The sequence below is a fragment of the Photobacterium makurazakiensis genome, assembly GCF_050336715.1.
GTDB classification, from domain to species: Bacteria; Pseudomonadota; Gammaproteobacteria; order Enterobacterales; family Vibrionaceae; genus Photobacterium; species Photobacterium makurazakiensis.
The window spans coordinates 83,105-106,154 of record NZ_JAKJSJ010000021.1 but is presented as its reverse complement, the minus strand read 5'-3'; the positions used below and the strand labels follow the sequence as shown (position 1 = coordinate 106,154).

The window sequence follows — 23,050 nt, the reverse complement described above, 5'->3', positions numbered from 1 at the left end:
GACATGTCTTCTATCTTAACTTCCGTTCTATTTCCCATTCCTATAATTGTTCCTGAAACATATAAAAACTAAAAGCACAGCCATAACTTTTATTGGGGAAAAACTATGCGCAGTTATCTGGGATATTGCCTATTGGTTGTTTGCAGCCTATTTCTAACCGCCTGTGGTGGGGGCAGTGACAGCCCTGAACCAGTTGCAGGTACACCAGCACCAGTCTTGACCAATTTTACTGTTTCAGTTGACCTTCCGGCACAATTGACAACGGCGAATATCCCATCATTCAGCTTCGTTGGAAAAGCCCATGCTGATGCATTAACTACCCTTTCTGAAACTAACTTTGCCGCCGTTTGGCTTGACGATAAAGGGAAGATTTTTGAACGAATTGACCTCACCAATTGGGAATCTAAACAAGACGGTACGTATACCTTTACTGCAGGCACGAGGATCCGCATAAATGCAGTGCTTTTGATTGATCCTCAAGGCCAGCCTGATTTTACCCTTGGAGAGGCATTACCGCAGGGGCTTTATATGGTTCCCCTCGCGAATGAACGGTTAGCCTTAACATTAGAATCATCACTTACCTATTATGCCCTTGCCGAACGGGTAATTTCAGATGAGAGCTGGGGAGTCTTTACTGAGGCATTTACTTCAGGCTCCTCGAGCAAAACGCTCTTATCCTATTTAGATTTGCAAGTTGTTTCTGAAGATATCAGGGACACGCTTTTCCCTAAAATTGGTATGGAAAGCCTTACCTTAAAAGATTTAATGTCACTATCCATCGTACAATCAATGACTAAAGGTCGCATAGAACGATTCTTTACCGAACAAGCTGCGCTCGAAGCTGATATTCAAGCTATTTTAACCGATGGCTTTTGGAAGGTTGCTGCATTTAACGATAACAATGGCAGCGGATTAATGACCGATGTAACAAAATACGATGGGGACGAAACAAGCATCAGAGAATTTCGCTGGAATAAGTCTGGTAATGACGATATCAACCTAACAGAATTTTTCACCTATCTTAGTGGCTCTACAAGCTTTGGTACTGAAGATATTCAAGGCCAAATACTTACCAGTGATGGTTGGATCGGCCTATTCAACTACTTAAAAGTCATTAGCGCCACTCAAACGAGTGCCTTACTCACTGATGCGGCACTAACCAAAGATGATGATTCTGGTGTTATTTTGAACGCCAGCGTATATCCACTACAAGATAAAAAGATGCATGACTTCTTATCGAGTAAAGAAAATCATTTCATAACACGCTATATCCAGTCGGACCAAACCTTTTCTGAAGGTGCGTCAGGGTTTTATTTCACTTGGCGGCCACAAAATGAAACCTATTTACTTTGTGATAATACAAATAGTCAAGATACATGCCAAATAGCACCTTGGCAGAGCCCTGAAACTGCCTATACAGCTTTAGATGACGTTATTACTCAACTACAAAACGTCGGGCCAGATATAGAGGATGTGAATGGCTTCAAGCTTAGTGATAATGTTATTGTTGAATTCATTGATGATGGTTTTTTCACCATTCGTTACTGGACAAACATTGCTGCAGATAAGTGGACTATTCAAGAATTGGGGGTATGGGCTAGCACCGCTTTTGCTTCTAAATCACTGATTCGTTTTGAAGTACCTGACATAATCAAGCAACTTGCTTCCGACTACCCATTTAACAGCGTGAATCTATTCCTTGTTGAAGATCGTGGCTTCGTCAATATAGGTGAAACCTTATTGGGTAATACAGAGCTCCACTACTCAGGCTTTGACAACGACGCTTTAGCACAAATTTTAGCTGCGTCTAGTCGTGACAACCTCCCAGCTTTCGATCTTTGCGCATTTGGCAATACTTCACTAGCCAACGAAGATTTATTCTTAAATGCCGTTACAGAGTGCGGAGGGGATGAACGTTTTACGACAACAAGTGTTGACGGTTTGATTGATAAAACCTTGGTTCATATTTCAGAACAAGGGGAAATTAGTGCTCGACGCTTACTTGCCGACAATAGTTGGGAGTACTTCGTCGATACATTATTACAGCCATCGTCAACGCGCAGTTGGTCGTTAACCGATGCTGGCTATCTGCAATTTTTTGAAAACAACAATTCACCTGAAGATTTTATCTATTGGGCGATGACTGCTTACGACTATACGCAACAACTGCTCGCGATAAAAACATACGAAGCTACGCCACCTGACGCTATTATCGATACACTCATGCGAAAAGAGTATGCAGCGGGTGACCTTACAAGCTGTAGCACACTTGATTCAGGGTGGAATACCGCAACGACTGCCCCAGTAACCAAACGCAACTTAACCGATTACCAAGAGCAGGTTAACCAATGCAAAGTCATCTGGTTTGAACGCAATCCTGTTTTCACAGAAAAACTTCTTATCGGCCAGACAGGTGAGCTTTCTGATGATAAAGCGTTAACATTTTCAAGTGATAGTTCGCGCTTCCTACAATTAAGCGACAATTTTTCTGGCGACTTCTTCCTCGGTAAGTATGTCGATACTGATGGTTGTGGTTTTGATATTGATATTCGCTGGAAATTGGAAAGTGACGGCACGCTCTATTATGAAGCCATTGATGGCTCATTGAATGAACGCATACAGCTAACTGACACAGATGGCTTACAACTCTCAATAAAAGCCTTTAATCACCAAACCCGTTGGCAAACAGATGACAGCTTATTATTTGCAGCGACTGAAGGCGAGATTTGGAGTGATATCGTCACACTAATACCAGCCAGCAGTGTACCGAATGTCACCCCAATTGAAGAGCCTGCGCCAGATCCGAATGCGCCACCACCCGACCCTAATGCTCCGCCACCTGCCGGAACTATACTCAATGATGGTCAGGCATGCGCATTCCCAGCACCATAAGTGATATATGTGCCTTATATAAAGCCCGTTAAACGGGCTCCCCCCAGATCCCAAAAGGCGAGTTTTCTAAGCTTATAAACAAGCTTAGAAATTCTCGCTAAAGCGGCATCTTGCAGTCGCTGGGGTATAAATGTTGACATTCATACCCCAGCGAAAGCCAACACGGTAAACGCATAAATTTTTCCCTAGTTGCGACATTATGACTGATCAGCACAAAAGTTAACCACTCAAAGTGTCCAATCGTGAAATTACTGCATCTATTTAGCCTTTCAATGAATATCAAGGCTTGATGCTTGACGTAAGACAGGTAATATTAGTTCTTTGGACTGTATCTTAAAGCGCACTATCCAAGTGCCTTAACGGAGAATAATTTAAACATGACTTACGCGCCTGTTACAGACGTACTTAGCGGTAAGCTCGCGGTAGACAGTGAAGTTACTGTTCGCGGCTGGATCCGTTCACGTCGTGATTCCAAAGCTGGAATCTCTTTCCTTGCCATTTATGACGGCTCTTGTTTCGACCCGATTCAGGCCGTGGTCCCTAATGAGTTAAATAATTACCAGGATGAAGTACTTAAGCTGACTACTGGTTGCTCTGTTGAGGTCACAGGTAAAATCGTTGAATCACCAGCGAAAGGTCAAGATTTTGAACTAGCTGCAACTGACGTTAAAATCGTTGGTTTAGTTGAAGACCCAGATACGTACCCAATGGCGAAAACTCGTCACTCAATTGAGTACCTTCGTGAAGTTGCTCACCTACGTCCACGTACAAACGTGATTGGCGCAGTGGCACGTGTACGTAACTGTTTGTCTCAAGCTATCCACCGTTTTTACCACGAGCAAGGTTTCTTCTGGATGTCTGCCCCACTTATCACAGCATCTGATGCTGAGGGTGCTGGTGAGATGTTCCGTGTTTCTACGCTTGATTTGGTAAACACTCCAATGACAGATGCTGGTGAAGTCGATTTCGATAAAGATTTCTTCGGTAAAGAAACGTTCCTAACGGTTTCTGGTCAGCTAAACGCAGAAGCATACGCTTGTGCACTAAGCAAAGTTTACACTTTCGGCCCAACATTCCGTGCCGAAAACTCAAACACTAGCCGTCACCTTGCTGAATTCTGGATGGTTGAGCCTGAAGTCGCTTTCGCCGATCTTGATGATGCTGCGAAACTGGCTGAAGACATGCTGAAATACGTATTCAAAGCAGTACTTGAAGAGCGTCGTGACGATCTTGAGTTCTTTGCTCAGCGCATCAACAAAGAAGCAATCACTCGCCTAGAAAGCTTCGTTGATTCTGACTTTGCACAAGTTGATTACACTGACGCAATTCAGATTCTAAAAGACTCTGGTCGTAAGTTCGAATTCGATGTTGAGTGGGGCATTGATATGTCTTCTGAGCACGAGCGTTACCTTGCAGAAGAACACTTCAAAGCACCTGTTGTTGTTAAAAACTACCCGAAAGACATCAAAGCGTTCTACATGCGTATGAACGAAGATGGCAAAACGGTTGCAGCAATGGATGTTCTTGCACCAGGTATTGGTGAAATCATCGGTGGCTCTCAGCGTGAAGAGCGTCTAGAGCTACTAGACAAGCGTATGGTTGAGATGGGCATCGATCCTGAGCACATGAACTGGTACCGTGATCTACGTCGTTACGGTTCTGTTCCTCATTCAGGCTTTGGTCTTGGTTTCGAGCGTCTAGTAACGTACGTAACAGGTATGGCAAACATCCGTGATGTGATCCCATTCCCACGTGCACCTCGCTCTGCAAACTTCTAAGACAGAAGTTAGTAACGAACATATAGGCTGCTTTAGCTCAACTTATTGAGCCAAATGTTAGCCTCAGAGGATATTTGAACGCAAATAACCTTCCCCATAAGACGAGCCATTTGGTTCGTCTTATTCATTTCTGGCTGTCTAATACCTCGCTTAGTCATATTAAACACCTCATTCGCCCCATCATCGATTTAACACAGATGCGCTATAACTAGGTATAGTAACTGTAACGAGATTGCTCGAAGGACAAATCGCACGGAGGCTATATGATAAAACGGCTGCTTGATAGGCTCATTTTTTCTGGGTTGCTAATCGCATGCTTACAAATACCAATGCTGGCCGATCACTACCTGCAGTACCTGTCCGGTTTTTACGATGCGACAACTCAACAGGTAAATGCCTATAAAGACAATGCGCGCCTTCATGGCTTCGATAGCGCCGAAAGTATGATTAGCGCCTTATTAAAAGAAAAGAGCTCTATCGTACGAGTCGATGCCGAGCAAAAGCAACACATATTGCAACAGCATGAAATGTTAGAACAAGCCATAACAACACTCTCAACAGGTCATATCGTTGAGAAAGCCATGTTTATGTTTAATCCAACCCGAGCCGATGAACTTAAACGGGTATTGGTACATTTCAAACTGGGTATTCCTCTTGGCGTTGAGAATATCGTCATTTGTATTGTTGTTGCCATAGGGCTCAACGTTATTCTCTATTTACCATTTGTTTTGTTTCGCAGGAGGAAGAAAAAAGCGCCTCTCATCCTTCCTTCAGGAACATAACTCGGACGTTATACCAACAAATGTGGTGGCATTAATAGCAAACAGACCAGCGTCAATAGACTTGCTTACGTCGTTAGAATAAGCTTAAGCCTATCCGCTTACATGTATTAAGCAGCAACGTAAAACCAGATGAGCTTATTATGATCAGAGAAATAACCTTAACGCCTGCAAACCAATGGGTAAAACCCTTCGTTTCAGAAGTTGCTGAAATTGTGAATCTACTAAAAGAGTACGATTATGATTCAGCTACCCTTGCCCGTTTAACTGGCTTACAAGAAAAGAAACTTTCTGATTGGATGTCACGCTACAAGCGCGAACCTGAAAACACCTCGGATATCCCTTACCCATGCTGGTGCTTCCTTGCTGCTCTTGCTGGTCGACCTAACATTCAAAACGGTGGTAACCCGATTGAAGTCGATGCTAAAAAAGTCATGCGTGCATTTAAGCCAACGGCCTTTAAAAACAATAGCGCCTTTGAAATGCCGAGTGAAAAAGAATTTAAACGTATTATCGGTGACAACACGTTTACTGGTATCACTGTAGAAAGTCTTTGCGACACGTTCCAATGGAAACCAGCTCAACTATCTGAAAGCCTTGAAAAAGGAACGCTTCCTTTCTTAAATTGGTGTCTGATCTTAATGCTATGCGGCTTTAACGTCCAAAGAATGCTACTCAATACGCACGAAGGTGAAATTACATTTGGTTAATGACCAATGTAATCATTAATCAATAATTCGCTCTCGTTATCTGGTCATGATGCGTAGAAATATGCATGATGGCCGGTCTTTTCTTTACCGCACGATTCACATGTATTAATTGAAAAGCAAAAAAATCCCCAGCGGGTGCTGAGGAATTGTGTATAAAGTGGCTGGCCTTAGCGGCCTTTGACTTCTTACTATTAATGCAATACCAACTTAAATATAGAGTTAGTATTACTCTGCATTCACTTCTGGCGCTTGTGGGCGGAACTTGTTTTGCACCCCTAGCAAGAAATTCCTTAAAATCTGATCTTTGCACTCACGGTAGTGCTTATTATCGGGCTTTCTGAAAAAAGCACTCAACTCATGCTTACTCATGTTGAAGTCTTCACTCTTCATCACATCAAGAATATCTTCTGCTTTAAAGTTCAGTGCGATACGAAGCTTCATAAAGATCATGTTGTTGGTTAAGCGAGACTCAGGCTCTGGTTGAGCACCTTCTTTTTTGCCGCGCTTTTCATTAATCAAGCCATTCAAAAAGATAGCAAGTTCGCGATCCGTGCATTTTACAAATGCTGAATCATCTTCTTTTTTCAGCCAATTACTAACCTGCTCACGCGTCACTTCGTGCTCTGCCGCAGCAAAAATATTGATCATTGCTGAATCATTAAAATCGAAGGTATAGCGAATACGTCGCAAGATGTCGTTATTGAGCACAATATATCCTAAAAATAGTGCAGCATCGTCAATATGACTTACTGCGAGGTTCTTATGTATTTTATCAGATATATCTGCGATTAGTTTACAAACGATGATTTAATCACACATTCCAAGCTGGTATAGTGCCGCCTTAGATCACGCAAAGAAGCAGATGACATGAATAACCAACCTAAAAACCCTTTACACGGCATTACCCTTCAAACTCTACTCAGTGAGCTTGTTGACCATTATGGTTGGGAAGAGCTTGGTGAAATCACGAAGATCCGTTGTTTCCTTAGCGACCCAAGCATTAAATCAAGTCTTAAGTTTTTGCGTAAAACAGAATGGGCAAGAGACAAAGTTGAACAGCTTTACGTTAAAACCTTTTTTATCTAACAAGCCCACCTGATAATGATGGTTTAGGTCATTAACGCAAGCAGGTGCTTACTGGCTTTTTCTGGTGAAGCGGCATGGCAAATGGCTGAGACTAATGCAATACCGGCAGTGCCTGTGTCAGCAACCGCTTTAATGTTGCTTTCATTAATACCGCCAATGGCCACGAGCGGTAAACGGCTCGACTCAACAGCCTTCGCTAACCCATCAATTCCCCATGCGTAAACTGTATCTTTTTTTGTCGGCGTGGGGAAAATTGCGCTCAACCCTAGGTAATCAACTGGCAATGACTGAGCCTGTACCAATTGCTTTTCGTTTTCGACGGACAAACCAAGGATTTTGTCATCGCCAATAAGACGACGTGCAATTGCTGGAGGCATATCGGATTGTCCAAGGTGAATCCCATCGGCATCAACGGCTAAAGCAACATCAACGCGATCATTAATAATTAATGGCACTCCTGTGTCTAACAAAAGCGCTTTTACCACCATAGCACGCTGAATAAACTCACGAACATCACCATGCTTTTCACGTAACTGAACCATTGTAACGCCACCAGCCACCGCTTCTTTAATGACGAACTTCAGTTGATCGATGTTTTGATGCTCATCAGTAACAAGATAAAGTTGGTAATTATGCATAACGAATATCCTTAGCTTACATCACGTACACGCAAGCGTTGTTGTAGCGTCGCTTCATCGAGTTGATACAAGGCATCAAGCAAATTCACCTGTAAGCTACCAGGCCCCGCAGACCGCTCTGCTGCTATTTCTCCAGCCACACCTAACACTGCTGTTGCAGCAAGCCCTGCATGCTCACACACCGCGGAGAATGCCCCTGTTAACGCAGTATGCGTACAGCCCATCCCCGTGACAAATGGCATCATTTCGTGGCCATTGTCTAATGCTATGGTTGCGTCTTTTGAAACAACGTAATCTGTCGCACCAGAAATAACAACACTACATTGGTAAGTCATTGCTATATGGCGAGCAGCATTCACCGCTGCATCGCTGCTGTCTAAGGCATCGACACCCTTTAATTGTGCTTGTTCACCGGCAAGGGCAATGACTTCTGACGCATTTGCGCGAATAATTAAGGTATCAGCTAAAGAGGCAATTTCACGTGATGCATGTGTTCTTAATTGGCTTGCACCGCAGCCGACCGGATCTAATATTACCGGTTTATTATTAGTATTTGCCTGCTCAACAGCATGCAACATACGTGGTAACCAAACACTATCAAGTGTACCTATATTGATAACTAGAGCACCCGCGAAGCCCATCATTTCAGCCATCTCATCACGACTGTGTGCCATTATTGGTGATGCTCCTAGCGCCAATAAGGCATTCGCCGTATTATTCATCACCACGTAGTTCGTTACATTAACAACTAACGGCTTTTGAGTTCGCAGCATAGTTAAAGCATCGGTAATCGCTTGAATATGGAAACCTGTATTCTTATTCAACGTCTTTGTCCTTTCAATAATGACAGTTTTGTCGATTATACAGGAAGATAGAATGAATGTAGGTTTAACAACGTCGCACTGAAATACGCTTAACCTTAAAGTTTATTAATTGCATCAATATCTTCTTGGGGCAATACAATCGCTTCTGGTGCGACTACCTCTCCACTGCTATCTGTTTTAATTTCCTCTCCTGGCGACCAATCATAGCCATTATTTGGCGTTGAACAGCCATATAGCCCCGCGAAATTAATGCATGCTATCACGAATATTATCGGCTTCATTTCTTCACCTTCTCACCATTAAATAAGCACTTAGTGAAGTTTAGACACAATACAAAACGGAAGATGTCTACTTTTTGTTCGGTTTGATATTTTAATCACAGATTTATTCAACCAATTTGATATTAAATAGCTCATCAGACCACTGTGGTATACAAGCTATGAGCAGAGAAATTCAACACCATCATGAACGGCATGTTTTATACATCAGAATAAACCGTCCTGACGCTAAGAATGCCCTAAACCAAGCCATGTATGAAAAGCTTGCTATTGCAATAGAGCAAGGCGATAAAGCCAAAGAAGTACGTGCTATTGTACTCGCAGGCTTACCCGGCATCTTTTGTAGCGGAAACGACATCAAAGATTTCATTGCGATGTCTGAAGGTTTAGCAGACTTCGCAGGAGAGCGATTTATGAAATCGCTCATCAATTGCGACACACCACTTATTGCCGCTGTCGATGGACCCGCAATTGGCATAGGGACTACCATGCTGCAATTTTTCGATTTTATCTATTGTTCGCATAACGCCCGTTTTCAAACACCTTTTGTGTCCCTTGGACTATGCCCAGAAATGGCTTCGAGTGTTCAACTGTCCAAAATCATTGGCCACCGGAAGGCGAAAGCAATGCTAATGCTTGGTGAGCCAATGGACGCGACAGAAGCAGTTCGGCTTGGCTTTGTTAACGAGATCTGTCCAGAGCCTGAAAAAGCCGCAACAGTGTGTGCAAATACAATCAGTCAACTTCCCCCCAACGCGATGCGAATAACAAAAGCCATGCTCTCAACGCCAGAGAGAGAAACGCTACTGAAACTCGTCAAGCAAGAGAATGAACAATTAACACGCCAAATTAAACAACCCGAAGCAATGAAAGCTTTTCGTCTCTTTTTAGAAAAAAGTGCCATTTACTCATAATAATATAACTAGATATCCACGGGGCTTACCCTTAAACAGGCAGTATTTAGTGAAATATTCGGCTTATAGATAAAACGAAGGGCCTGTATATCAATGCAGGTCTTTTGCCGTTTTAAGTAACATCAAGATTAAATAACCGTGCAACAAGCTCTGTTTTGACCTATTTCATAAACTAACAGGATGAAACCAAGGTTTCTGTATGCTTGCCTCGTGATACCTTGTCTAATTTATGCTATTTATCCGCTTTCTTTTCCATTTAATACAGAGCTAAACCCTGCCTGCATAATATGAGAATAATTTCACTCGACATGACGAATATTGAAACTAATTTCATAAAATGACGTTATTCCCATCCATATGGCTCATAAAATAAGGTGTTTATCGCATAATAGTGGCTTACCTGTAAATTTATACCGTCATTTTGATACGTCTGTAATTGATTATTCTTTAATCAAAGCTACGTGGCGTTACTAAAAAGCTACAACAATTAGCCACTCTGAATTTTTATTTAATGTAATTATTACAATTTCTTGTCAAGCCCCCGCTTATGAAGGTATAAATACCCTAATGACTGTTTATTTTTACCTGCATGGATGATGACAATGTTTGAAAAAATTTCTGCTGCTCCCGCCGATCCAATTCTTGGTCTAACTGAAGAATTCAAAAGTGATACCCGCCCTGAGAAAATTAACCTTGGTGTTGGTATTTATAAAAATGAAGCAGGTAATACACCAGTACTTGCAACCGTTAAAAAAGCAGAAGCAATCTTACTGGAAAAAGAAACGACCAAATCGTACCTGAGTATTCCGGGAACAGCCGAATATGGCCTAGCCGTGCAGCAACTTCTTTTTGGTGCTGATTCACCGATTATCTCATCTAAACGTGCACTTACAGCACAAGCGCCGGGTGGTACTGGTGCACTGCGTTTAGCGGCAGAGTTTATCAAGCGTCAACTTGGTGATGCGAAAGTTTGGATTAGTAACCCGACTTGGGCGAACCATAACGGTGTTTTTGCAGCCGCAGGCCTTGAGACGGCTCAATATAGCTATTACAACGCAGAAACGAAAGACATGGATTTCGATGCAGCGCTTGCAGATCTGGCCAATGCTGCACCAGGCGATATCGTTTTGCTCCACGGTTGCTGTCATAACCCAACAGGGATTGATCCTGTTGCAGAGCAATGGCAACAACTTGCAGAACTATGTAAAGAAAAGCAGCTACTTCCAATGTTCGATTTTGCGTATCAAGGGTTTGCAGCAGGCGTAGAAGAAGATGCCCAAGGTCTTCGCATTTTTGCAGATAAATGCGAAGAGTTGCTTATTGCGAGTTCGTTCTCTAAAAACTTTGGTTTGTATAATGAACGCGTAGGTGCATTTACCCTTGTTGCTAAGTCAAGTGATGAAGGGATAACAGCATTCAGTCAGGTAAAAAGTATTGCTCGCGTGATCTACTCTAACCCTCCAGCACACGGAGCCGCTATCGTTACCGAGATCTTAAATGATACAGCCTTACGTTCTGAGTGGGAGCAAGAGGTCGCGGCCATGCGTGATCGCATTCAAGAAATGCGTACGTTGTTCGTACAGACATTAAAAGATCTTGGTGTTGATAAAGATTTCAGCTTTATCGAGCGCCAAAACGGTATGTTCTCATTCTCAGGCCTGAATAAAGAACAAGTGACTCGCCTTAAAGATGAGTTCGGTATCTATATTGTCGGTTCAGGCCGAATCAGTGTTGCAGGGATGACTAAATCAAACATGCTGCCACTGTGTAAAGGTATTGCAGCAGTTCTTTAATCATCGTAAATACGTAAACGGACCCAAAAGGGTCCGTTTTTAATTGATACCAATCACGACCATCCCTGCTTAACCCGATTGATAACAAGCCAAATAACATATATAAAATCAGTCGCGTTTTTTCTTCCCCTGACGCTTTTTAGTATTTTTAACTTCTTCAGCCAGATTTATCGAGGGGCAGGACATTGCAAAAAAGCTCCCTCTCATATTGGTGCTCTAACTGCTCGCGCCAAGGTTTTTTCGATATAGGTACAAGATAAAATGCCTCTCGGGACGTGTCAGTAACAAATGCCATCCCATGCTGCATTAATTCATAGTGAATATCATTTACGAAACCTAACGAGAAACTTTGTCGACCGGTTAACTGATTAATATCATCACGGGTCAGGCAGACCCCTTGGTCATCATCGGCAAAGCGATCGCGCAGCCAGTCAGAAAACTCTCTAGCACTTATCATTGTCATATATCGCCTCCGCGTTTTTACGTCCCTCAAAAACAGAATGTAATAAGCCTAATTAGAGTCCATTCTTAATAAGTTATAGCAGAATTGAGACATAACGGCAGATGAAAACGAGACAAGTTCAATTTAGTCAACAGAAGATGCAATAATGAGACAGGTGGTTTTACCGTAGGGAGATTGTGGAAAAATGAATAAGAAAAAGCACAAAATCAAGTAATACCCGTTCCTGTTAAGCAACAGGAACGGGTCTAACAAGCAATTAAAGAGCTTTGTAAAGCACCTTGTTACCTGCTAGCTGAATACGCTCAACCAAGCCTTCTTCAGCCAGTTTTTTAAGCGCACCAGTTGCCCATGAAGCCGCTTTCGCATCTTCTTGGCCAGCTTGAAGACCAATACCTTTCGGATTAAGACCTTCAATATTCTTAACAACAATATCCAGCACTTGCTGCTGCTTTGGAGTTAAAGACACTTGAGCCGCAACAGGTGCTGCCGCTTCAACTGGCTTTTGCTCTTTAACAACAGGTTTCGCCGCTGGAGCAGCTTTTGCTGTTTCTGCAGTTGGTGCTTTTTTCGCAGCAGTTTTTGCTGCTGGTTTTGCTTCAACTACAATACCTTTAAGGCGTTTTTGCAGCTTAAGCTGAACGTTACGTTTGTGAGAGATTCTCATTAAATTTCCTACTCCGTTGCACTACTTTCAGTCACCACTATCTATCAAGTGGCCCGGTTGGACTACCCGACATTTCCAGCGGGAAAAAGTAAGCGCGTGTTATACCAAGGATGTCAGAGAAATGCCAGCAAACGGTTATTTAAGCGGCAACAAAAGATGACTTTACTCAAAAATAGGCAAAAAAGTCTTATTTTCATGCTTTCAAATTGGCTATAAAAAGCACTGATAAATAACAAACTTCCGCTATTATGAAGCGAACATTCATTAAAACTCAAATACACATAACGGAATATGCAGTTGCATGCAAACGTTAAAGACGCAAACTTGATTCATACTATGATTATGAACACAGAATTGAAAACACTGTATATTCGGCCGACACACATTCCTAACGGTCAGTACCTTTGCCTTTTAGGGCTCATTGGTATCCTGCTGACCGCTATTCTTAGCTTTTTATTGCCAAACATTGCACCTGCTGCCATTACAATACTGTTGATCTCCACCTTAATACTGACCTTAATCGGCTATATGTCTTACCAAGACGAGGCGCTTTCTTTCACTTTGACCTTTATGCATATCCAGTTCCACTCTCCTTACGGAGGCTGGACAACACGCTGGACTAACATTGAGCAAATAGCACAAGCGACTATCGAGCAAGATGGCTGGCATCAGCCAATACCCTGGGTTGGTATCAAACTAAAAGATTATGAAGGCTTTATTGAGGATATTTGTCCAAGGGTCGCCAGCAAATTGCTGATTGAACAACGCCCTTTATTGGTGATGGCTCATAAGCGATCAGGTAATACCAATGAGCAGCTGGAAGATATTCTGTTTGATGACAGCCATGTAACGTTAAGCTCAGGAAAGACGTTTAAAGGCTTACAAGCCATGCTCGCTAATCGGATGCGTTATAACCGTGCCTACCTTGGCTATGATTTTTTTATTTCTGAAGATACGCTTGATCGTCCAGCCGCTGATTTTGCAGGGCTAGTTCGCCGCTACTTGGCAAACAGTCATAGATAAAAGGGGGTAAAAGGAGTAAAAGGAGTAAAAGCATGATCTCTTACTCCTTAATTCACTACAAACAAGGTGTCTGCGTAACACTGCCTCTAGACGGCATAGCTTTTAGTACAGTGGCATTTCGTCAGCAACGAATGGATTAGATACTCGCTCATGACCAAATGTCGACATTGGGCCATGGCCAGGTACAAATGTGGTCTCATCGCCTAACGACCATAGCTTGCCTTTGATCGACTCAATCAACGTCTGGTGGTCGCCTTTAGGGAAGTCCGTGCGGCCAATACCACCTTTAAACAGTACATCACCAACAAATGCTATTTTCGCTTGGGCGTTATGCAAAACAACGTGACCAGGCGTATGTCCTGGGGTGTGGAGTACAGCCAACGATTGATTGCCAACCTGTACCGTATCACCTTCATCAAGCCACTGATCAGGGTCAAACGCCTCTGTCATAGGAAAGCCAAACATTTCACTTTGACGCGGTAAGCCTTGTAGCCAAAACGCATCGTCCTTATGTGGGCCAATAACAGGGACTCCCAACTCTTTTGCTAATGGTTCAGTGCCACCAACATGGTCTAAGTGACCATGCGTTAGAATTAACTTAGTAACTGTTAACCCCAACTGTTGTACCTTCGCTTTTAGTAGATGAATGTCGCCACCGGGATCGACCATTGCGGCTTCTTTTGTTTCATCACACCAGATAATGGAGCAGTTTTGTTGGAATGGGGTAACAGGCACAATTTCAAACTGAAGGCTCATTTACATTTTCCTAGCAATTACATGACTTGCCGCAGGATACCACAAGGCCATGTTCAAATGCCAAATACAGCAAAGCCGACAACCACCAAGAGAGGGAGGTAGTGTCGGCTTTGTAATTATTCATGTTACTCGCCAGTAAAATTACCAGCGGCGGACAGGCCCGGTATCGATATGAACAAAACCGCTTCTAGGGTAATACCCTACCCCGCCTAATCGTTGCTCTAAAGCTGCATTACGAATACGAGACAAAGACACCCCTTCTAAGCTGAAGTCGATGGCCTGCCCTTTCATATGGTAGCTCTTCGTTGCAACACCGCCATTTTTTTGTAGCGCTTTGTTCGTTGCAGGTGACCTGTACCCTGAAATAACCCGTACTTGCCCTGTATGGCCCAAGCTTGATTGAATGCGAGTAATTGCATCAAACAGGCGACGATCCATGTTAGCGACTTCGTTTCGACGGAAGTCTCGGCAGATATGGTTAATCTTTTGCAACTCTTCCTTAAGGTAGTAAGTCCCGTCGAAGTATTCACTATCAAGCTCTTCGCGAGTGTGAATATTGCATAACGAAATCTTACGGATGCTTCTTGCTTTATATGGGCTAGCGAGTGCGATTCCCGGCACTAGGCTAGCCGCCATTGTTAGCCCGCCAGCAACAAGCAGCTGACGACGCGTGTAATCAATTCCAGACATAACTAAACGAACACCACTTTCTTGTACTCTCTGCGCATTCCTCAACAAGCGAAGCGGTATACCCAAACACAAGAGGGAAGATAACGTTCAGTATTTATTCAGTCAAACCCCAATTGGACAAAAAAGTGACGCCAAATGGCGCATTTAACGTCTAATTATTGACTACAAAGCATTTTATTCATTGTAAATTGTTGTAAATAATTCTTGGTTTTGAGACGACACAACAAATTTGTCATAGTCGTAGACATCATTGCGGTAATTAACGATACCTTGTTCATCTACCCAAGCCGTCTGATAAATCACATACACCTTAACGTTGGTTTGTAAGCCAACTGTCTTTGTTTTCGTACGCGACTTAAGCTGGTTTACCCGCCCCTCAGAGACACCCGAGTGATTGAGCAGGATCATCGCAAGATTTTCAGCTTGCTCCACACGGACACAACCCGAGCTAAATGCCCTCGCATCCTTGTTAAATAGACTCTTTGCCGGGGTATCATGCAGATAAATAGCATTGTCATTAGGGATATTGAATTTAAAGCGACCTAACGCATTTTTTTTGCCCGGTTTTTGACGTAAACGATATGGAAAAGATTTGGCGTTCACAATGCGCCAATCAATAGTATGAATCGGAATTTGCTCAGAGCTAGTCCAGCTCCGGATCACCGCGTAATCATTACGATATAAATAGCCCCTATCTCTCTGCGCCTTCGGTAGGATATCTTTACGCATAATTGACATTGGGACGTTCCAATAAGGGTTAAACACCACGGAAGAGACTTTTGATGTCATCAGTGGGGTACGACGACTCGGCCGTCCCACTATGACTTTGCTGTCCATAATATGCTTATTGTCTAGCCATAGGCTCATTTCAAAATTGGGAATATTCACAATCAAGACGGAGCTTGACGTATCTGACCATAAGCGAGTGCGCTCTGCATTTAAGGCTAAAACACGCACGCGAGATTGAGGAGATAATGCCAACCAGTAACGTGTCTGTGGGCCAATCACACCATCAGGTTTTAAGCCATGACGTAACTGAAAACTTTTGACCGCGTTCGCTAAATCGATATTGTACGTTCTTACACCCGCAGCCCGAATTTGGTCAGCTTCAAAATCTCGCAAATCACCTTGGCTTTCAAGAATGGTTATCAACCCTTCCGGATTCTTTAATCGAGTGCCTAAACGGACCATTCCAGACTGATAAAACCCAGGCCATGCCGATTGCGCCGCCTGCTTTTGTTGCTCTATCGCATAGAGCAATTGACTGTAGCTATCACCCGCTGGCTTCATCGCACTGATAAAATACCTTAAACGCTCTGATTCAATGGCTTTGAACAAATGAGCAATATAAGTATCTGATGGGAGTGACAGCCTGTTATCAACGCCTGCACCAAATAACCAACCACGCCCGTGTGTAGGCATGCCTTCAACATAGCTCATATATGCAAATAGCGTATCAGACGCAAGCAAGTCATATTGCCGCCAATCATTACTTCGTTTGTAACGTTTCAGTAGACTATATCGATTTGAAAAATCACTACTCACGCCAGAAAGCGCAATAATACGAAGCTGCTCTTCAAATTCAGATGCAGTAAAGGTGTCTTGCCAAAGGGGAACAAAACCAATGGCATGATAAAGTTCAGCAAGTTTATCGACATAGCGTATCGCCACAATGTTATTGGCCACCTCGTGAACCCATTGCTGCGCTTTTCTGCTCTGAATAATATCTTCAGAAAATCGTTGTTCTATCTCTGCTTGAGCAGATAGTGGCTGTACTGGTTGAAACTCTTCAGCCAAAAGTGTCTGAGAACAAGCAACTATTAAAACAAGGCCAATCCGACTAAGCTTTGTCATCGCCAACTGACTCCTCATCACCATTATTTTAATTATGGCAAATTCAATAAATGACGGGTTAAATTTAGCCTTCAACGTCAGTCAGCAATGTTTCAATTATTCGAAAATCAACTGGATTTCTTATTTGTCCCCACAATATGCCAATGATTATCCCACATGATAGGGCTTTGGTAGGTAGCACTAGTCGCTGGTGGACTCACTGACGCAATTTTACCTGAACCGGAGCCCACCCGCCATGTCCCGTTCAATACATCAACTCCAGATGCATCTATCAAGGGATTTAGCGCCACGAGTTCCCTCGTGGCCTCATCCCAAATACCATAACAGTTTCCCCTTGGAGACGTTGCAAGCAAATAGCCATCGAGACTGGCAATACTTGCAATGTAGTGGTTAAAGCGCTGCCACTCTTCATCTTCTGCGACCAAACTATTAAGTGGCCCACCTCGACGGTGTAAAGCCACCAGCGGTACGGCATCTTCAGGTTCGCCACGGTATTGCTGACCACAAGCAATGTCTCCTGACTCGGTCACACTAAGGTGGCGAATACTCAACCGTTTATCTGCCAACTCAGCCTGATCGACCAACTCACCAGTATGGCGGTTAATGTAAACTAATGCGGGCTGCATTGTATCTAAGTTCAGCGGTGTTCTACCCTGCGTATGCACTCCTCCAACACCGATAGCAAGTGTATCTTGATCCGCTAGAACAACCTCATGAGGGCCAATACCAAAGCCCGTGAATTCAGCGACTTTAATTAGCTTAGGCTGTGTCGAGGCCTCGTGGTTTAGCGCATATACCCCGATAACACCTTCGCTGGTGTGTGCTTTTCCTTCTGTCGCATAAAGCCATTGCCCATCAGGTGAAAATACACCGTGCCCATAATAATGTCTGTCCTGATCGGCTTGTTTTAAAGGCCAACGTTCACCAGTACGATAGTCAAAAACTTGCAAGTAACGGCCAGGACGGCGACTGAATGCCGCCGCTAACGTGCCATTCGGCTGAATAGCAACCCCGTGGCCTCGCGCAGGTAAGTTAAGCTGATAAATTGGCATTCCATTGGACTTAGCAACAACAACGTCAAACTGCCCGTTTGGCTGGCGGCTACAGCCAATAATGGCTTCCCTACTATTGACTACATTCAGTTTCTCGGAAGCATTAGTTACTTGAAGGGGCTGACTACAACCACTCAGAACACTGGCAAACGGAGAAAGTACAATTCCGCCCAGAGCACCTTGTAACAACTTCCGCCTTGTTTGATCAGTCACCATCGGTTGCATTAAACCCCACAACAATTCCGAGCTCTGGTGCAACCTCATCTTGCAGTGCAATTTGGATGTACTCTAAGCTATTTGACACCTTTAAGAGTGAGCGATACCCCTCTCGTGTTTTTAACATCTCCCCTATACTTGGCTCTGTCGGCCAACTATCTAGCAATGTTTGAAACCTCTGCGCTATTCGGTCTGCAGTACTAAACTGCCCCTGACTTCTTAATAACGCATCAAGACCTTTCCCCTCTGCAATATAGAGCTGTTGCATCGCCTCAACATTGAATTTTAAGTTTATTAATGAGGTACCTGAGCGCCAAGACTCAGCTTGGTAAGGTTTCGGATAACCGGGCTTACCCATAGGACGAGTCAACTTTTTCATACTGTAATCAAGCTGATTACTTAATGCGCCTAAGTATTCAACTAATGCCAATTGAGGCGTTAGTTGCTGCCAAGGGTTAGTTTGCCATGCACTCTCCAGCTGATCAGCGCTTTGGGCAATATGCTGCCCAACCGCTATTGCTAATTCACACGCCTTTGGTTGTTTTAGCAATTCTGAATGTTCAAATAAAAACCACTCTGCCGCCCCTAAGCCCTGCACCGCCACACTCTGATCACTAAGCAACGCTGCTGTCCAGTTAACATCTTGATCTAACAGCTGAGTCAGTTTACGTCCCGTGGTATTTTTCTTGTCTGGCCAAAACTGAACTTCCCAGCTTAATGCAAGTGCATCCTCACTGCCTTTTTCTCGTCCTTGCAAAAACATCCAATACTGCATTGCTCGTTGCCATGCTTGCTGGGCATCAAGGAGCGTCTCATCGGAGTAATTACGACACACCCTATCAACACTAGAAGAAAGCTGGTTGGCAGCCTCTGAAAATGTTTCTGCAGCGACAGTATGTTGCTGATGAATGACTTCGGGGGTAGTGTCTGCATCTGATCCGCATCCACTCATTATTGCCGCCACCATAGCCAGCGCGACTAATCTCAATCTTTGCTTCATACATAATCCCTTACAGTGAGGTCAAGAAGGCAATCAGGGCATCGCGGTTATCTTTCGACATTGCCAATACCTTGTCACGACTTAGTTGCGCTTCACCACCATGCCATAGCACGGCTTCCATCACGGTTCTTGCTCGACCATCATGAAGCAGTGTTGTATGCCCGTTCACTTCTTTGGTGTAACCCAGTCCCCATAGCGGTGCGGTACGCCACTCTCTACCATTCGCTAAATATTCATCACGATCATCTGCAAGCCCCTCCCCCATGTCATGTAACAACAAGTCGGTATAAGGGTTTATTAATTGTTCAGACAAGGCGGGAAGTGCTGTGTTCGCGGCTGTTTTCAGTTGAGTTTGGTGGCAACTTTTGCAACCCGCATCTTCAAATAACATTTCGCCTCTTTGTACTTGGGGATTATCAATATTTCGCCTTGCAGGTACAGCAAGGTGGCGAGAATAAAACTCGACAAATGTCAGAACATTTTGACTCACTTCAATGTCACCACCATTGGGTAGTTCCTGACAAATTGTCTGCATGCTGGTACAGTTTTCAACAGGGAATAGGTGGCTCGTTAAGCCCAGATCGCCATTAAAGGCTGCGGCATTCTGTTGCATCAGGTTCGGTTGACCCGCTTTCCAACCAAAGCGCCCTGTCACCAATTTCTGCTTTTCAACATCCCATACCTTATTGATCTTCCCTGAAACACCCTCGGCCTCAGTTTTCTGCCTTTGAGCTATAGCTATCAACGTTTTATCCGGGATTTGCTCTAATAAACCCAGACCAATCATTGGTGGCGCCACGCGTGCCGACATCATGACATCAGGATGGATCGGGCCATAATTCAAATCAGTTATCTCTAATGTTGGTTTACGCAACATTACAACCTCGCCATCAGCGAAAGTTACAGCTAATTCTTGGTAGGTTATCGTTATTTGCCCTTCCGGTTTTGCACCAGAAAGCGCAAAGTCTTGCAACTGTCCGCCATAGATAGGATCAGGGATCACACCACCCGTTATGATGGCGCGTTTTTGTTCATCAGTTACCGCAGGAATACTCAAACGCACAAGCATCGAAACAGCATTGGTATCACCAGCTTCAGGCGGATGACCTCGACCATCTTTAATGTGACAGTTCTGGCAACCATTGGTATTAAACAAAGGGCCAAGGCCATCGCGCGCGTCGGTCGTTGCAGGTGCTTGTACCCACGGATTGCGAAAGAAACTGTTTCCTACACTGAAATCTAAACGTTTTGATAGTGGTAAATTAGCAGCAGGCAAAGAAAATGCATTCGGGCCTGACTTTTTAACGGTCGTATTACCCCCTGACTTCATTTGTTTTATTTGATCAACCGATCTTTTTTTTGTAGGTTCAGAAGGGTTCGCAAAGGCATCAAATGTCAGTAATACCCACGAAATTAATAAAAAAGATGACGATAACTTCATAGCTCACATACTCGTTATAACGGCAAAAGGGCTCCTAGGAAAAAGCCTAATGAGCCCTTACTTCATGCATAGGCGAATACTCTTCACGGGTGCAATACTCTTCACCTATGCAATTCGCCTATTTATTCTTCATGTAAAATAAAAGATTAAAACTGATGATCAGCAGTATCTGGATTAAGGTTACTCACCCCAAGAATACCGGCAGCTTTCTCGATACCTTCAGTTTGCTTAACCAGCGCAATAATGGCACCGTTCACTAAAGCGTGGCCTTCCTTGTTACCTGAAGCGATTAGCTGATCAAATGACTGGTTCTCTTTCTCCGCTGATTGCACCAAGGTATAGACTCGTGAGCGGGCCTGGTCAAATTCAGCCTGAATGGCCATAGCAGCTTGTTTGTCTTTCTTTTCAACTAAGTCATGAATGCTTGGGCCTGATAGCAACTCACCGCTTACACGCATGTAGTTACCTGTATAAACGTTATAAATACCCTGCTCGTTATAGTAATGGGAGTTATGAGTATTATCAGAGAAGCAATCGTGCTCATCTTCTGTTGAGTTAGCTTCTAGTGCCACCTTCATGCGCTCTCCCGCCAGTTCACCAAGCGATAGAGAACCCATTCCAAATAGCATTTTACGTAAACCATTATCGCTTGAATCGGCAAGCAATTCGGCTCGGTAATTAGTCGTTGAATTAGCAGACCACTGTTGCTCCATCCAACTCAAATCACGTTGAAGTAGTACCGACGTAGCTTTCAAATATTCACGTCGACGGTCACAGTTATCATTGGTACATGCTTCGCCATAGGCAAAATCCGTGAACGGCCGTTCACCCGCCCCTTCTTCCGTGCCATTTAAATCTTGGCCCCAAAGTAAAAATTCAATCGCATGATAACCCGTTGCAACATTCGCTTCAGAACCGCCAATTTCATTAAGATCAGCCAATAACTCAGGCGTTATCTTAGCTGCACTGACTTTACGGTTACCGACTTGGATTGATTGACTGGCAACAATATTTGCCTGAGCTCCCTCATTACCTAATTCATACTGATAGTCGTCAGCCACATAATCAATTAACCCCTCATCTAATGGCCACGCATTCAATTGCCCTTCCCAATCATCCACGACAGCGTTGCCAAAACGGAATACTTCAGATTGCTGGTAAGGCACTCGGGCTTGCTTCCATGCTTGTCGAGCATTTTCTAGGTTGTCTTGCGAAGGTGAAGCAATTAGAGAATCAATGGCTTTATCAAGTGACTGCGCTGTGGCCAGAGAATCACTGTACACCGCGTGAGCAATATCGGCATAGTGTTCAACCACATCACTTTTAGTGACCTCTGCATTGGCTATAAGTGGCATCGTGAGCAACGAAGCCATGAAAAAGTTAAGTGTAAAAGGTGTTTTCATTATTTTTTTTCGTCCATGTGAAAGCTGTTTATATACATCACTAAATAGAAATCTAAGTGATAATTATTTTTATTACATTTATGATATCCATAATTGTAACAACTTGTAAACCTGCCATTAGCAGTCATTATTAAAAGGCCGACAAATGTCACACCGCGGGTTAGTGCAACATTCTGAAAACTAACACTTCCAACTTGTGCTCGTTTGTTGTAATTTCGCCGAACAATATTTCAGGAGAGTTTTATGGACAAGCATGACGAAGTCCTGATCGCCCTTCGACAGATCATCCGAGCCATCGACCTGCATTCGCGTAAGCTAAATAAGGTGGCGGGCTTAACGGGGCCACAGTTAGTACTAATGCGTGCTATCCGAGATTCTGGTGAAGTGACTATCAGGCAACTTTCTAACAATACGAACATGAGCCAGGCAACAGCGACAACGATCCTTGATCGGTTAGAGAAACGCCAACTCGTTGTTCGTGAACGTAGCAAACTTGATAAACGAAAAGTGCACGCTTATTTAACAGAGGAAGGTAAGGAAGTGTTAGCAAAAGCACCACCACCTCTTCAAGAAGATTTTGTGGCACGCTTTCAAAAGTTAGAAGAATGGGAACAATCGTTGTTACTTTCTTCAGTGCAGCGTATATCTTCTATGATGAATGCCGAGCACCTTGAAGTCGCAGCGATGCTTGAAGTCGGTAGCATTACCCAGCAAGAAGCTGGTAACTAATGTTAAGTGGAGTACTCGTTATTCCACAAGCCGTTACGATAAGCAATCAATAGTCAGCAGGAAATAC

General features: G+C 43.6%; 22 protein-coding genes. 9 read left to right on the top strand and 13 right to left on the bottom strand.

What is annotated here, in order from left to right; translation table 11 throughout:
• Positions 1-105 precede the first annotated feature (105 nt).
• The 4 genes from L4D09_RS10880 (at position 106) to L4D09_RS10865 (ending at position 6,159) form a co-directional block, all read left to right on the top strand.
• On the top strand, positions 106-2,892 hold the full coding sequence (locus L4D09_RS10880) for a hydrogenase expression protein HypA (protein WP_428457530.1): 2,787 nt from the start codon (positions 106-108) through the stop codon (positions 2,890-2,892).
• Between the two features lie 377 nt (positions 2,893-3,269).
• The gene (asnS, locus tag L4D09_RS10875) at positions 3,270-4,670 is read left to right on the top strand and encodes an asparagine--tRNA ligase (protein WP_428457529.1); all 1,401 of its coding nucleotides are present in this window, start codon (positions 3,270-3,272) and stop codon (positions 4,668-4,670) included.
• Between the two features lie 263 nt (positions 4,671-4,933).
• Positions 4,934-5,452, top strand: coding sequence for a DUF2937 family protein (locus tag L4D09_RS10870; protein WP_428457528.1), 519 nt, complete (start codon positions 4,934-4,936; stop codon positions 5,450-5,452).
• A gap of 140 nt (positions 5,453-5,592) precedes the next feature.
• Entirely contained in the window at positions 5,593-6,159 is a 567-nt protein-coding gene (locus L4D09_RS10865; RefSeq protein WP_428457527.1) for a hypothetical protein, read from the top strand.
• Positions 6,160-6,384: 225 nt separating this feature from the next.
• On the opposite strand, the gene L4D09_RS10860 is transcribed toward L4D09_RS10865, so the two are convergent.
• The gene (locus L4D09_RS10860; protein ID WP_428457526.1) at positions 6,385-6,867 is read right to left on the bottom strand and encodes a YehS family protein; all 483 of its coding nucleotides are present in this window, start codon (positions 6,865-6,867) and stop codon (positions 6,385-6,387) included.
• Positions 6,868-7,026: 159 nt separating this feature from the next.
• Here L4D09_RS10860 and L4D09_RS10855 point away from each other — a divergent pair, with 159 nt between their 5' ends.
• Positions 7,027-7,245, top strand: coding sequence for a VF530 family protein (locus L4D09_RS10855; protein WP_428457525.1), 219 nt, complete (start codon positions 7,027-7,029; stop codon positions 7,243-7,245).
• 23 nt (positions 7,246-7,268) lie between these two features.
• Here L4D09_RS10855 and thiE read toward each other — a convergent pair whose 3' ends face one another.
• The 3 genes from thiE to L4D09_RS10840 form a co-directional block, all read right to left on the bottom strand.
• Positions 7,269-7,883, bottom strand: coding sequence for a thiamine phosphate synthase (gene thiE / locus L4D09_RS10850; protein ID WP_428457524.1), 615 nt, complete (start codon positions 7,881-7,883; stop codon positions 7,269-7,271).
• Between the two features lie 11 nt (positions 7,884-7,894).
• Complete coding sequence (thiM, locus tag L4D09_RS10845) at positions 7,895-8,707, bottom strand: hydroxyethylthiazole kinase (protein ID WP_428457523.1); 813 nt, start codon at positions 8,705-8,707, stop codon at positions 7,895-7,897.
• Positions 8,708-8,802: 95 nt separating this feature from the next.
• On the bottom strand, positions 8,803-8,988 hold the full coding sequence (locus tag L4D09_RS10840; protein WP_428457522.1) for a hypothetical protein: 186 nt from the start codon (positions 8,986-8,988) through the stop codon (positions 8,803-8,805).
• A gap of 158 nt (positions 8,989-9,146) precedes the next feature.
• Here L4D09_RS10840 and L4D09_RS10835 point away from each other — a divergent pair, with 158 nt between their 5' ends.
• Positions 9,147-9,899 carry an enoyl-CoA hydratase/isomerase family protein gene (locus tag L4D09_RS10835; protein ID WP_428457521.1) on the top strand — a complete coding sequence of 251 codons (753 nt, stop codon included), beginning with the start codon at positions 9,147-9,149 and terminating at the stop codon, positions 9,897-9,899.
• A 602-nt stretch (positions 9,900-10,501) separates the two neighbouring features.
• Positions 10,502-11,692, top strand: coding sequence for an amino acid aminotransferase (locus L4D09_RS10830; RefSeq protein WP_428457520.1), 1,191 nt, complete (start codon positions 10,502-10,504; stop codon positions 11,690-11,692).
• Between the two features lie 157 nt (positions 11,693-11,849).
• Here the strand turns inward: L4D09_RS10830 and L4D09_RS10825 are convergent, their stop codons facing one another.
• Both L4D09_RS10825 and L4D09_RS10820 read right to left on the bottom strand, forming a co-directional pair.
• Positions 11,850-12,155 carry a hypothetical protein gene (locus L4D09_RS10825; RefSeq protein WP_428457519.1) on the bottom strand — a complete coding sequence of 102 codons (306 nt, stop codon included), beginning with the start codon at positions 12,153-12,155 and terminating at the stop codon, positions 11,850-11,852.
• A gap of 256 nt (positions 12,156-12,411) precedes the next feature.
• Positions 12,412-12,819, bottom strand: a complete 408-nt coding sequence (locus L4D09_RS10820; RefSeq protein WP_428457518.1) for a MarR family transcriptional regulator — start codon at positions 12,817-12,819, stop codon at positions 12,412-12,414.
• Positions 12,820-13,155: 336 nt separating this feature from the next.
• Here L4D09_RS10820 and L4D09_RS10815 point away from each other — a divergent pair, with 336 nt between their 5' ends.
• A complete protein-coding gene (locus tag L4D09_RS10815; protein WP_428457517.1) occupies positions 13,156-13,842 on the top strand; it encodes a DUF2982 domain-containing protein in 687 nt (228 codons plus the stop codon).
• Between the two features lie 102 nt (positions 13,843-13,944).
• On the opposite strand, the gene L4D09_RS10810 is transcribed toward L4D09_RS10815, so the two are convergent.
• The 7 genes from L4D09_RS10810 to L4D09_RS10780 all read right to left on the bottom strand — a co-directional run bounded on the left by L4D09_RS10810 (position 13,945) and on the right by L4D09_RS10780 (position 22,224).
• Entirely contained in the window at positions 13,945-14,598 is a 654-nt protein-coding gene (locus tag L4D09_RS10810) for an MBL fold metallo-hydrolase (protein ID WP_428457516.1), read from the bottom strand.
• Positions 14,599-14,739: 141 nt separating this feature from the next.
• Positions 14,740-15,288, bottom strand: a complete 549-nt coding sequence (gene mepK, locus L4D09_RS10805; protein WP_428457515.1) for a peptidoglycan L,D-endopeptidase MepK — start codon at positions 15,286-15,288, stop codon at positions 14,740-14,742.
• Between the two features lie 174 nt (positions 15,289-15,462).
• Positions 15,463-17,142 (bottom strand): L,D-transpeptidase family protein, encoded by a 1,680-nt coding sequence (locus L4D09_RS10800; protein WP_428457514.1) that lies wholly within the window; start codon positions 17,140-17,142, stop codon positions 15,463-15,465.
• A gap of 107 nt (positions 17,143-17,249) precedes the next feature.
• On the bottom strand, positions 17,250-18,410 hold the full coding sequence (locus L4D09_RS10795; protein ID WP_428457540.1) for a DUF1513 domain-containing protein: 1,161 nt from the start codon (positions 18,408-18,410) through the stop codon (positions 17,250-17,252).
• Positions 18,400-19,410 carry an imelysin family protein gene (locus L4D09_RS10790; RefSeq protein ID WP_428457513.1) on the bottom strand — a complete coding sequence of 337 codons (1,011 nt, stop codon included), beginning with the start codon at positions 19,408-19,410 and terminating at the stop codon, positions 18,400-18,402. The genes L4D09_RS10795 and L4D09_RS10790 overlap by 11 nt, the downstream gene beginning before the upstream one ends.
• 10 nt (positions 19,411-19,420) lie before the next feature.
• Entirely contained in the window at positions 19,421-20,851 is a 1,431-nt protein-coding gene (locus tag L4D09_RS10785) for a di-heme oxidoreductase family protein (RefSeq protein WP_428457512.1), read from the bottom strand.
• A gap of 146 nt (positions 20,852-20,997) precedes the next feature.
• Positions 20,998-22,224: an imelysin family protein gene (locus L4D09_RS10780; RefSeq protein ID WP_428457539.1), complete on the bottom strand. Its 1,227-nt coding sequence runs from the start codon at positions 22,222-22,224 to the stop codon at positions 20,998-21,000.
• 273 nt (positions 22,225-22,497) lie between these two features.
• Here L4D09_RS10780 and L4D09_RS10775 point away from each other — a divergent pair, with 273 nt between their 5' ends.
• The gene (locus L4D09_RS10775) at positions 22,498-22,983 is read left to right on the top strand and encodes a MarR family winged helix-turn-helix transcriptional regulator (protein ID WP_428457511.1); all 486 of its coding nucleotides are present in this window, start codon (positions 22,498-22,500) and stop codon (positions 22,981-22,983) included.
• The last annotated feature ends 67 nt before the right edge of the window (positions 22,984-23,050 follow it).